Source organism: Agromyces sp. NPDC004153 (genome assembly GCF_053603635.1).
Genome location: NZ_JBSGFY010000001.1, coordinates 653,591 through 665,301, shown reverse-complemented (window position 1 = coordinate 665,301; position 11,711 = coordinate 653,591). Strand labels below are relative to the sequence as shown.

The 11,711-nt window shown below is 70.9% G+C and carries 10 protein-coding genes; all 10 read left to right on the top strand.

The window, feature by feature from the left end:
• Window positions 1–106 precede the first annotated feature (106 nt).
• The 10 genes from ACWEOH_RS03065 (at window position 107) to ACWEOH_RS03020 (ending at window position 11,709) form a co-directional block, all read left to right on the top strand.
• Window positions 107–1,057, top strand: a complete 951-nt coding sequence (locus ACWEOH_RS03065) for a DUF6807 domain-containing protein (RefSeq protein ID WP_452028136.1) — start codon at window positions 107–109, stop codon at window positions 1,055–1,057.
• Window positions 1,054–1,803: a cupin domain-containing protein gene (locus ACWEOH_RS03060; RefSeq protein ID WP_452028135.1), complete on the top strand. Its 750-nt coding sequence runs from the start codon at window positions 1,054–1,056 to the stop codon at window positions 1,801–1,803. The genes ACWEOH_RS03065 and ACWEOH_RS03060 overlap by 4 nt, the downstream gene beginning before the upstream one ends.
• Window positions 1,800–2,897, top strand: coding sequence for a Gfo/Idh/MocA family protein (locus ACWEOH_RS03055; RefSeq protein ID WP_452028133.1), 1,098 nt, complete (start codon window positions 1,800–1,802; stop codon window positions 2,895–2,897). Before ACWEOH_RS03060 ends, ACWEOH_RS03055 begins: the two co-directional genes overlap by 4 nt.
• On the top strand, window positions 2,890–3,831 hold the full coding sequence (locus ACWEOH_RS03050) for a family 43 glycosylhydrolase (protein ID WP_452028132.1): 942 nt from the start codon (window positions 2,890–2,892) through the stop codon (window positions 3,829–3,831). Before ACWEOH_RS03055 ends, ACWEOH_RS03050 begins: the two co-directional genes overlap by 8 nt.
• A 171-nt stretch (window positions 3,832–4,002) precedes the next feature.
• Window positions 4,003–5,310 carry an ABC transporter substrate-binding protein gene (locus tag ACWEOH_RS03045; protein ID WP_452028131.1) on the top strand — a complete coding sequence of 436 codons (1,308 nt, stop codon included), beginning with the start codon at window positions 4,003–4,005 and terminating at the stop codon, window positions 5,308–5,310.
• A 150-nt stretch (window positions 5,311–5,460) separates the two neighbouring features.
• On the top strand, window positions 5,461–6,405 hold the full coding sequence (locus ACWEOH_RS03040; protein WP_452031828.1) for a carbohydrate ABC transporter permease: 945 nt from the start codon (window positions 5,461–5,463) through the stop codon (window positions 6,403–6,405).
• Window positions 6,402–7,319, top strand: a complete 918-nt coding sequence (locus tag ACWEOH_RS03035; protein WP_452028129.1) for a carbohydrate ABC transporter permease — start codon at window positions 6,402–6,404, stop codon at window positions 7,317–7,319. The genes ACWEOH_RS03040 and ACWEOH_RS03035 overlap by 4 nt, the downstream gene beginning before the upstream one ends.
• A 12-nt stretch (window positions 7,320–7,331) precedes the next feature.
• Window positions 7,332–7,994, top strand: coding sequence for a hypothetical protein (locus ACWEOH_RS03030; protein ID WP_452028128.1), 663 nt, complete (start codon window positions 7,332–7,334; stop codon window positions 7,992–7,994).
• A complete protein-coding gene (locus tag ACWEOH_RS03025) occupies window positions 7,991–9,196 on the top strand; it encodes an alpha-L-fucosidase (RefSeq protein ID WP_452028126.1) in 1,206 nt (401 codons plus the stop codon). The genes ACWEOH_RS03030 and ACWEOH_RS03025 overlap by 4 nt, the downstream gene beginning before the upstream one ends.
• Before the next feature lie 158 nt (window positions 9,197–9,354).
• Window positions 9,355–11,709, top strand: coding sequence for an arylsulfatase (locus ACWEOH_RS03020; protein ID WP_452028125.1), 2,355 nt, complete (start codon window positions 9,355–9,357; stop codon window positions 11,707–11,709).
• The last annotated feature ends 2 nt before the right edge of the window (window positions 11,710–11,711 follow it).

The following is an 11,711-nucleotide window of genomic DNA, read 5'->3' as shown; positions in this document are numbered from 1 at the left end:
AGCAACTTCGCGCGCGCTCGCACAGGTGACCGTGTACGCTGGGATAGCGCTTTCCCGAACGATCTCGGATGCGCGCACGGATCGACGACGAACCCGAAGGAGACCGATGACCGACATCCGCTTCGACGAGGCCGGCGATCGAGTCCTCGTGCGCGCGGGCGACGCGGTGCTCGCCGAGTACGTGTTCCGCCCCGACCACCCGACCTACGAGTCGCCGCGCCCATACCTCAGCCCGATCCGCACGCTCGGCGGCGAACTCGTCTCGCTCTACCGCCCGCACGACCACGTCTGGCACAAGGGCATCGCCTGGTCGCTGCCGGTCGTCGGCGACGAGAACTTCTGGGGCGGCCCCACCTTCGTGCGCGGCGAGGGCTACGTGCAGCTGCCGAACAACGGCGAGCAGCGGCACGTCGCGTTCTGGTCCGACGAGGCGACGGATGCCGCGGGGCACGTCGGTGCCGGGGAAGGCACCGCCCGCATCGTCGAGCGCCTCGAGTGGATCACGCAGGCGGGCGAGGCGATCTTCGACGAGGAACGGAGGCTCGCGGCATCCGTGCTCGACGACCCCGCGTGGCTGCTCGGCTTCGCGACGCGCCTCACGAACACGACCGAGCGCCCGATCCCGATCGGATCGCCCACGACCCGCGGACGCGAGAATGCGGGCTACGGCGGTCTGTTCTGGCGCGGTCCGAGGTCGTTCACGGGCGGGCAGCTGCTCGCGCCGGGCATCGTCGGCGGCGACGAGCTGCGGGGCACGCGCGCGCCCTGGATGGGCTTCAGCGGGCGCCACGACGAGACGGATGCCGCGTCGACGATCGTGATGGTCGACGACCCCGCCAACCTGCAGCACCCGCCGCAGTGGTTCGCGCGCAGCGAGGACTTCGCGTGCCTGTGCCCCGCGCCGTTCTTCAGCGAGGAGCACGTCGTCGAGCCCGGGGCGACCCTCGCGCTCCGCTACGGGGTCGTCGTCGCCGACGGCTCGAGCGACCCCGAGCGTGCCGCGCGGCTCGCCGACGCAGCCGCGGCGCGGCTGCCCGAGCTCTTGGGAGCGCCGTGAGCCTGCCCGCGTTCCCCGGTGCGACCTCCCTCAGCGCACTCGACGTGTACGACGCAGTGGCGCCCGACGAGCTCGCGGGCGGCACGCCGCACCTGCACACCGTCTCGACCGAGGCCTACCTCGTCATCGGCGGCCGCGGGCGGCTGCACACGATCGACGGGTCGGGAGCCTTCGCGGAGCGGCGACTCGAGCCCGGCGACCTCGTCTGGTTCGCGCCGGGCGTCGTCCATCGGGCGGTGAACGACGGCGGGCTCGCCGTGCGCGTCATCATGCAGAACGCCGGCCTCCCCGAGGCGGGCGACGCGGTGATGACGTTCCCCGACGAGGTGCTCGCCGACCGCGGGCGGTACGCGGATGCCGCGGCGCTGCCGGGCCCCGAGGCATCCGACGCCGATCGACTGGCCGCCGCCGTCGCGCGCCGCGACCTCGCCGTCGCGGGCTACCGCGCGCTGTTCGGCGACGACGGAGAGGTCGACTCCGACCTGCTGGCCCGCCTGCACGAGCGGGCCGTCGCGCTCGTGCGCCCGCGCGTACCCGAGTGGCGTGAGCGCTGGGAGTCCGGCGCGCTCGCCGTCGCCCGGGAGACGGGCGACCGCCTCGATGCGCTCGAGGCCGGCGCCGACCCGGGACTGGCCGCAGCACGCGTGGCCGAGGCATCCGACGCGCCCGCCTTCGGCATGTGCGGCCGGCTGCGCCGCTACGAGACCTTGCCGGCGGCAGCCGGCCCCACCCGAGGAGACCGATGACCGAGTCCACCCCCCTCCGCGCCGCGATCGTCGGCACCGGGGCGATCGCCAACGCCCACGCCGAGGTCCTCCTGGCGACCCCCGGCGCCGAGCTCGTCGCCGTCGTCGATCGGGACCGCTCGCACGCCGACGCGTTCGCCGAACGCTGGGGCGTGCCGACCGTGTTCGACACGCTCGCCGAGCTGCTCGCCTCGGGCGTCGCCGACGTGCTGCACGTCTGCACCCCGCCCGGCGTGCACGCCGCGCAGTCCATCGCCGCCCTCGACGCCGGCCTCCACGTCGTCTGCGAGAAGCCCGCCGCGCTCTCGCTCGACGAGCTCGATGCGATGACGGATGCCGCGTCCCGCAACGACCGGCGCCTCGCCGTCGTGTTCCAGCAGCGCACCGGCTCGGCGGCGGCGCACGTGCGTTCCCTCCTCGACTCGGGTGCGATCGGACGACCGCTCGTGGCGACGTGCGAGACGCTCTGGTACCGCGACCCGGCGTACTTCGCGGTGCCGTGGCGCGGCAAGTGGGCGACCGAGGGCGGCGGCCCGACCCTGGGGCTCGGCATCCACCAGATCGACCTGCTCGCCTGGCTCCTCGGCGACTGGGCCAGTGTGCAGGGGCAGCTCTGGCGGCTCGACCGCGAGACCCAGATGGAGGACGTCTCGACCGCGGTCATCGCGTTCGCCGGCGGCACCGTCGCGTCCGTCGTCACGAGCGCGCTCTCGGCGCGCGAGGTGAGCACCATCCGCATCGACACCGAGCACGCGACCGTCACGGTCGACCACCTCTACGGGCACGGTCACGAGCACTGGCGCATCACGCCCGCGAAGCACGTCGACCCCGAGGTCGCGGCCGCGTGGGCGCTGCCCGAGGTCGAGGAGGCGAGCGGCCACGCGCCGCTGCTGCGCGACATCTACGCGGCGCTCGCCTCCGGGGAGCCCCTGCCGTCGACGGCGTCGGATGCCGCGCGCTCGTTCGAGCTCGTCACGGCGATCTACTCGTCGGCGTCGAACGGCGGCTCCGTGGTGACGCCCGAGACCCTGCGGGCCGACGCCGATCGCCGCCGGAGCCTGGAGAGCCCCATCACCGACCTCCGTCGTGCCTGACGACGACGCGCTGTTCCACGACCCCGTGCACGACGGGGCGACGGATCCCGCGGTCATCCGCCACCGCGACACCGGCGAGTGGTGGATGTTCTTCACGCAACGGCGGGCGACGGTCGACGAGCCCGGGGTGTCGTGGGTGCACGGCACGCGCATCGGCGTCGCCCGATCGCACGACGCGCTGGAGTGGCGGTTCGCGGGCACGGCGGCCGGGCTCGAGCTCGGCGAGGGCGGCGCCGGCGGCGAGACGCACTGGGCGCCCGAGGTGATCGACGACGGCGAGCGGTACCGCATGTACCTCACGGTCATCGACGGGATCTTCGCCGACTGGGACCATCCGCGCCGCATCGTCGAGTACGCGAGCGACGACCTCGAGCGGTGGACGGTCGTCGGCGAGGTGCCGCTGAGCTCCGACCGCGTGATCGACGCGTGCGTCGCCCGCTGCCCCGACGGGCGGTGGCGGCTCTGGTACAAGGACGAGGCCGACGGATCGACCACCTGGGCCGCGGTGAGCGACGACCTGTCGGGCTGGCGGGTCGAGGGCCGCGCGATCGGAGGCCGGCCGCACGAGGGCCCGAACGTGTTCGAGCTCGGCGGCTGGTGGTGGATGCTCGTGGACGAGTGGCGGGGGATGGGCGTGCACCGCTCGACGGACGCCGTCACGTGGACGCGGCAGGGCGGTCCCGACGACGTGATCCTCGGCGAGCCCGGTCGGCGGCGGGGCGACGAGACGTTCGGCCGCCACGGCGACGTGGTCGTCGAGGGGGATCGCGCCGTGCTCTACTACTTCACGCACCCCTACTGGGACGGCTCGGAGCTCGGGTCGAGCGACGCCGCGGCCGCCCGCCTGAGCGCGGTGTTCGCCGCTCCACTGGAGGTTGTGGACGATCGGCTCGTCTGCGACCGCGACGCGGGCGTCGACGGAAACCGCCCCTGACCAGCCTGTTCAATCCTGCGATGAGCGGATGCCGCAGCATCCGGATAACGAATTGAAACGATTTTCCCTCCGCAGTTGACGCCATGGGGTCGAGGGGCTACATTTGGGGAAGCGCTTTCCCACAGCGTGAACCCGCACCAGGCAGACAGAGACGTTTCCGGGAGGACAACGATGTTCAACATTCGCAAGCGCCGCATGGCGGCGGCCGCAGCAGCGCTCACCGCGAGCGCAGCGCTCGTGCTCACGGGCTGCTCGGGCGGCGGCGGCGGCGAGGCGGCAGCCACGTACGACCCCGACGAGGAGGTCACCCTGAACTTCGCGTTCTGGGGCAACGACGTGCGCGCCGCGATGTACGACGAGGCGATCGCCGCGTTCAACGAGGAGTACCCGAACATCACGGTCAACACCTCGTTCCTCGGCTTCCCCGAGTTCTGGGAGAAGCGCCAGACCGAGGCGGCCGGTGGAGGCCTGCCCGACGTCATGCAGTTCGACTACTCCTACCTCCGCCAGTACTCGGAGAACGGGCTCCTGCTCGACCTGAGCCCCTACCTCGGCAACATCATCGACACCGAGCCGCTGTCGCAGCAGATCCTCGACATCGGCGTCGTCGGCGACGAGACCACCGGCATCCCGACCTCCACCAACGCGTGGGGCATGTACACGAACCCCGCGCTGCTCGAGTCGGTCGGCGTCGAGGACTACGAGGGCGGCGGCAGCTGGGAGGACTACGACGCCTGGATGGAGGAGGTCACCACCGCGGGTGCGGGCAGCGTCTTCGGCGGCACCGACTACACCGGCCGCATCCAGAACTTCGAGATCCAGCAGCGCGCCCAGGGCAGCGACCTCTTCACCGAGGACGGCGAGCCGAACTTCACCGAGGAGGACCTCACGGCGTTCTGGGAGCAGGCCGACGGCATCCGCAACGGCGTCGTGGTCCCGCAGCAGAAGCTCGAGGAGGTCTACCCGCTCTCCGGCTTCGACACGGCCCTCACCACGAGCGAGCTGACCTGGGACAACTTCGGCGCCGGCTACCTCGGCAACCTCGGCGAGAACTACACCGAGCTCGGCCTCGTCGCCCCGCCGGTGACGGAGGAGGGCGCGAAGGACCTGTACCTCAAGCCCTCGATGCTCCACTCGATCGCCTCGACGACCGAGCACCCCGAGGCCGCGGCCACGCTGCTCAACTACCTCGTGAACGCGCCCGAGGTCGGCGCCGCCTTCGGCACCAACCGCGGCATCCCCGCGTCGGAGACGCAGCTCGAGGGCGCTGAGCTCGACCCGCTGGGCCAGCAGATCGCCGACTACGAGGAGTCCATCGCGGACCGCCTCGGCGACGCCCCGCCCGTGCCGATCGTCGGCTACGGCAGCCTGGAGGAGAAGTTCCGCCAGCTCGGCCAGGAGCTCGGCTTCGGCACCATCACCCCCGCCGACGCCGCGAAGCAGTTCTTCGACGAGATGGACGTCGTCCTCAACCAGTAACACTGGAAGCAGTCGACACCGGGCCCGGTGGGGCACCACCCCCGCCGGGCCCGGGTACTGTTTTCTCGCAGGAACCGGAGAACCACAGTGAGCACGGAAACCGAATCGATCGTCACGGCCGAGGCCGGGTCGAGAAGCGTGCGGAAGGCCATGCGCCAGGTCCGCCGCGCCGAGGCCAAGGTCCCCACGACCGCCGGCCGCCGGGCGCACAACCGCAAGGAGACGGTCGCCGGGTACGGGTTCCTCGTGCCGTGGCTGATCGGATTCCTGGGCCTCACGGTCGGGCCGATGATCTTCTCGCTGTACCTCGCCTTCACGAAGTACAACCTCTTCACCGAGCCCGAGTGGATCGGCCTCGACAACTTCGTGCGCATGTTCACGGAGGACCCGAACTACATCCAGTCGGTGCAGATCACCCTGGTGTACGTGCTCGTGGGCACCCCGATCAAGCTCGCGGCCGCGCTCGGCGTGGCGATGCTGCTGAACTACCGCGACCGGGGCTCGGGCTTCTTCCGCTCCTCGTTCTACGCCCCCTCGCTCATCGGCGCGTCGGTCTCGGTCGCCATCGTGTGGCGCGCGATGTTCTCCACCGACGGGCCCGTCGACGACACGCTCAGCTTCTTCGGCATCAACATCGGCGGTTGGGTCGGCAATGTCGCCCTCGTCATCCCGATGATGATCCTGCTCGCGGTGTGGCAGTTCGGCGCGCCGATGGTGATCTTCCTCGCCGGGCTCAAGCAGATCCCGCAGGAGCTCTACGAGGCCGCCGAGGTCGACGGCGCCGGGCCGTGGCACAAGTTCCGCAACGTGACCATCCCCATGCTCTCGAGCGTGATCTTCTTCAACCTGCTGCTCGAGCTGATCAACGCGTTCCAGGTGTTCGCGTCGGCGTACATCATCTCGAACGGCTCGGGCGGCCCGGCCGGCATGACGAACTTCTACACGCTGTACCTCTACAAGCGCGGCTTCGCCGACCTGCAGATGGGCTACGCGTCGGCCATGGCGTGGGTCCTGGTGATCGTCGTCGCGATCATCGCCTTCATCCTGTTCAAGACCCAGAAGTCCTGGGTGCACTACGCCGGAGAGAACCGATGACCACCTTCGAAGCCCCTCGCGTCGAGGTCGTCGAGAACGCCCTCGAACCCACCGCCCCGCCCCGTCGGCGCCGGGTCAAGCGCAAGACGATCAACACCGTGATCTGGTTCGTCGTGCTGGTCGTGCTGACCGCGATCGTGCTCTACCCGCTGGTGTGGCTGTTCTTCGCCACGTTCAAGCCGTCGAGCGAGTTCGGCCAGAACCAGGGGCTGATCCCCAACAATCCGACGTTCGACAACTACACGAAGGTCGTCGAGGGCATCGCCGGCACGCCGTTGTACCAGTTCTTCGCGAACTCGTTCTTCATCGCGATCATGGCCGTGATCGGCACCCTGATCTCATCGGCACTCGCTGCGTATGCCTTCGCCCGAATCCGGTTCCGCGGCGTCGGGATCCTGTTCGCCGCGATGATCGGCACGCTGCTGCTGCCGTTCCACGTGATCATCATCCCGCAGTACATCATGTTCCAGAAGCTCGAGCTGGTGGACACGTACGTGCCCCTGATCCTGCCCAAGTTCCTCGCCACCGAGGCGTTCTTCGTGTTCCTGATCGTGCAGTTCATCCGGAACATCCCGCGTGACATGGACGAGGCCGCCCGCATCGACGGCGCCGGGCACATCCGGATCTTCTTCTCGATCATCGTGCCCCTGATCAAGCCCGCCCTCATCACGAGCGCGATCTTCACGTTCATCTGGACCTGGAACGACTTCCTCGGCCCGCTGCTGTACATCAACAGCCCCGAGAAGTACCCGCTGCCCATCGCGCTGCGGCTCTACAACGACGCCACGTCCACCAGCGACTACGGCGCCACCGTCGCCGTGTCCTTCCTCGCGCTCGTGCCGATCCTGATCTTCTTCATCGTGTTCCAGCGCTTCCTCGTCGCCGGCGTCGCCACCCAAGGACTCAAGGGCTAGGGGGCCGAGCGGATGTCACGAGTCGACCGCGTCGCACGTCGTGCCGCCCTCTCGGGGAGCGGCCCCACCCGCGGCGAGACCGCGCACGAGGCTCGGTTCCCGGGTGCCCGCGGAGCGTTCTCGCTCCTCGGCGAGGTGCTCTACGTCGGCATCCTCGTGGCGGTCGTCTCGATCCCCGTGGTCACGCTCCCGGCCGCGCTCGCGGCGGGCGTGCGCCACCTGCGCCGCTACCTGAAGGCCGACGACTCGAGCCTCACCTGGTTCTGGCGGGACGTGCGCTCCGGCCTCGTCGGCGGCATCGGCGTCGGCGCGGCATCCCTCGTGCTCGCCCTCGTACTGGCGCTCGACATCGACCTCGCCGGTTCGGGCGTGCTGCCCGGCGGCCCGGTCGTGGCGGCCGTCGGCTGGGTCGGGCTCGCGGCGCTCGCGCTCACGCTGTTCACCGCAGCCGGACGCTGGACGCCGGGCGGCGGCTGGCTCGGCGCGCTGCGTGAGGTCCCCGGCGCGGTGCGGCAGGACCCGGCCGGCGCCGCCTACCTCGTGGCCACCGCGGTGTTCGCGGGCGTCGTGACCTGGCAGCTCGTGCCGCTCGTGATCCCGGCGCTCGGCTGCGTGGCGCTGGCGATCGTGGCGGTGCCCGAGCGTCCGCGTCGCCGACACGACGTCGACGCGTGAGCCCGTCCCGGCGGCCGCTCCCGGAGTGGGCCCGGGACGCGAGCCTGGGCATCTTCGTGCACTGGGGCCCGTACTCGGTGCCCGCGTGGGCGGAGCCCTCGGGCGCGCTCGGCGCGGTGCCCGACGACGAGTGGTTCGCGCACAACGCGTACGCGGAGTGGTACGCCAACACGATCCGCATCGCGGGCTCGCCCGCCGCGGAGCACCACGCCCGCGAGTACGGCGACGCGCCATACGAGGCGTTCCTCGACGCGTGGCGGGCCGAGTCCTACGACCCCGCCGAGTGGGCGCGCCTGTTCCGCGAGGTCGGCGCCGACTACGTCGTGCCGACCACTAAGCACCATGACGGCGTCGCCCTCTGGGACGCACCGGGTTCGGGCGAGCTCACCACCGTCGCGCGCGGACCCCGCCGCGACCTCATCGCGCCGCTCGCCGACGCGGTGCGGGCCGAGGGCCTGCGCTTCGGCATCTACTACTCGGGCGGACTCGACTGGGCCGTCACCGACCTGCCACCGCACCGGTCGACGGCCGACGTGACCGACCTGCGGCCGACGGATGCCGCGTACAACGCCTACGCGTTCGGCCACGTCGCCGACCTCATCGACCGCTTCGCGCCCGACCTGGTGTGGAACGACATCGACTGGCCCGACGCGGGCAAGGACCCGGGGCCGCACTCGATCGCGTCGCTCCTCGAGCGCTACCGCGCGGCGGTGCCCGACGGCATCGTGAACGACCGCTGGGGCGTCGACGTCTGGGACTACCGCACGAGCGAGTACGACGCGCACACCCAGCACGAGACCGAACCCGGGTGGGAGCACTGCCGGGGCCTCGGATTCTCGTTCGGCTACAACCGCGTCGAGGACGAGGCGCTGACGCTCTCGCCGCGCGAGCTCGCGCGCCTGTACGCCGACGTCGTCTCGCGTGGCGGGCGCCTGCTGCTCAACGTCGGGCCGACCGCGGCCGGCGAGATCCCGGCCGTGCAGCGTCGCGCGCTCGAGGGCGTCGCGTCGTGGATGACCGCGATCAAGCCGCACACGCTCGGTCGCCGGGTGCTCGAGGCCGGCGAGGTCGAGGCGACGGATGCCGCGTGGTGGCGCGCGTGGGCGGTGCCCGACGGGATCGTGGCGGTCGTCGACGGGCCCGCGGCATCCGTGCGCGCCCGTGACGGACGACCCGTCACGACATTCGTGCTGCCCGGCTGAGTCGCCGGGGTCTCGCGGCCCGTTCGGGTGCCTTGCAGGGGTGCGGTCACGGGCGTAGCCTCGGGCCGACTCGCTCCGCCACTGGGGGCCGATGCCGCAGTCGTACGCTGCGCGGGCAGCACCCCGGTCGTCGCGACGGCGAGGGACTGGGGATCATGATGGCCACGCACTTCGACGGGATCGTCAACGTCGACATCCGCGACTCGGAACCCGACTGGACGCCGTTTGAGCCGCCGAAGGCGCCCGATGGCGCGCCGAACGTCGTGTACATCGTGCTCGACGACGTGGGCTTCTCGGCGATGTCGGCCTATGGCGGACCCATCGCCACGCCCAACATCGAGCGGGTCGCAGGCGAGGGCGTGCGGTACACGCAGTGGCACACGACGGCGCTCTGCTCGCCGACCCGGTCGTGCCTGCTGACGGGCCGCAACCACACGCGCAACAGCATGGCGTGCATCACGGAGGCGGCGATCGGCTTCCCCAACGCGAGCGGCACCATCCCGCCGGCGAACGGCATGCTCTCCGAGATCCTCGGCGAGCGCGGGTGGAACACGTACGCCGTCGGGAAATGGCACCTGTGTCCCGACGACGAGATGAACGTCGCGTCGACCCGCCGCAACTGGCCGACCGGGCGCGGCTTCGAGCGCTTCTACGGATTCCTCGGCGCGGAGACCAACCAGTGGTACCCCGAGATCACCTACGACAACCACCCGGTCGACCAGCCGCGCTCGCCCGAAGAGGGCTACCACTTCGGGGAGGACATCACCGACAAGGCCATCGAGTTCATCCGCGACGCGAAGGCGATCGCGCCCGAGAAGCCGTTCTTCCTGTACTACGCGCCGGGCGCCGCGCACGCCCCCCACCATGCCCCGAAGGAGTGGGCCGACCGGTACGCCGGCCGGTTCGACGGCGGCTACGAGGCGCTGCGCGGCGAGACCCTCGCACGGCAGAAGGACCTCGGCCTCGTGCCGGCCGACACCGAGCTGCCGCCCGTGAACCCGATCGGCACTCCCGCGACGAGGACGGGCCCCGACGGTGCGCCGTTCCCGATCATGGACGAGACTCGCCGTTGGGACGACCTCTCCGACGACGAGCGGCGGCTCTTCGCGCGCATGGCCGAGGTGTACGCCGGATTCCTCTCGCACGCCGACCACCAGATCGGCCGCCTCCTCGACTACCTCGACGACCTCGGCGAGCGGGAGAACACGGTCGTCGTGGTCGTGTCCGACAACGGCGCGAGCGGCGAGGGCGGGCCGAACGGCTCGGTCAACGAGATGAAGTTCGCCAACGGCCTGGCGGACGACATCGAGCAGAACCTGTCGATGCTCGACGAGCTCGGCGGCGTGAACACCTACAACCACTACCCGAACGGGTGGGCCATGGCGTTCAACACCCCGTTCAAGATGTGGAAGCGCTACGAGTTCAACGGCGGCACGTGCGATCCGTGCATCATCTCGTGGCCGGCCGGGTCGACCGCGCGCGGCGAGATCCGCGACCAGTACCACCACGCCGTGGACATCGTGCCGACGATCCTCGACCTGCTCGGCGTCGAGGCGCCCGACCGGCTGAAGGGCCACGAGCAGAGCACCTTCGACGGAGTCAGCATGCGGTACTCGCTCGACGACGGCGCGGCGCCCACGGCGCGACGCACCCAGTTCTACTCGATGCTCGGCTCGCGCGCGATCTGGCACGACGGCTGGAAGGCCATCACGAACCACCCGACACTGAGCGGCTGGAGCCGGTTCAACGAGGACGAGTGGGAGCTGTACCACACCGACGTCGACCGGGCCGAGCTGCACGACCTCGCCTCCGAGCACCCCGAGAAGGTGCGCGAGCTCGTGAACCTGTGGTTCGCCGAGGCCGGGCGCAACCAGGCGTTCCCGCTCGACGACCGGTCGGCGCTCGAGATCCTGCTGACGCCCAGGCCGCTGCTCTCGCCGCCCCGGGACCGCTACGTCTACTTCCCCGACATGGGGGAGGTGCCCGAGTCGCAGGCCGTCAACATCCGCAACCGCTCGTTCGTCATCGGCGCGCTCGTCGACCTCCCCGAACCGGGTGCGGCCGGCGTGATCTTCGCGCAGGGGTCGAAGTTCGGCGGGCACGCGCTGTACGTCCGGGACGGCCGGCTCCACTACGTCAACAACTTCGTCGGCGTGATGGAGCAGCGCGTCGACGCGACCGAGGACCTGCCGATCGGCGAGCAGCTGATCATCGCCGCCGCGTTCGACAAGGACGGGGAGGAGGGGCATGTCGCTACGGGCACGCTGACGCTGTATCACGGCGAACGGGCCGTGGGCAGTGCCCGCATCAAGACCCAGCCGGGCAAGTTCTCGATCGCCGGCGAGGGCCTCACGGTCGGACGCGACAGCGGCGCGCCCGTGGCCGACGACTATCCCGGCACCGCGCCCTGGCCGTTCACGGGCGGCACGCTGCACCGGGTGCGGGTCGACGTCAGCGGCGAGCCGTTCGTCGACCTGGAGCGCGAGGCGCAGGCGATGCTCATGCGCGAGTAGGC

Coding starts and splice junctions, on each gene's coding strand:
- ACWEOH_RS03020 (WP_452028125.1), top strand. CDS start 9,355: ATGGCCACGCACTTCGACGGGATCGTCAACGTCGACATCCGCGACTCG.
- ACWEOH_RS03040 (WP_452031828.1), top strand. CDS start 5,461: ATGCGCCAGGTCCGCCGCGCCGAGGCCAAGGTCCCCACGACCGCCGGC.
- ACWEOH_RS03045 (WP_452028131.1), top strand. CDS start 4,003: ATGTTCAACATTCGCAAGCGCCGCATGGCGGCGGCCGCAGCAGCGCTC.
- ACWEOH_RS03065 (WP_452028136.1), top strand. CDS start 107: ATGACCGACATCCGCTTCGACGAGGCCGGCGATCGAGTCCTCGTGCGC.
- ACWEOH_RS03030 (WP_452028128.1), top strand. CDS start 7,332: ATGTCACGAGTCGACCGCGTCGCACGTCGTGCCGCCCTCTCGGGGAGC.
- ACWEOH_RS03035 (WP_452028129.1), top strand. CDS start 6,402: ATGACCACCTTCGAAGCCCCTCGCGTCGAGGTCGTCGAGAACGCCCTC.
- ACWEOH_RS03055 (WP_452028133.1), top strand. CDS start 1,800: ATGACCGAGTCCACCCCCCTCCGCGCCGCGATCGTCGGCACCGGGGCG.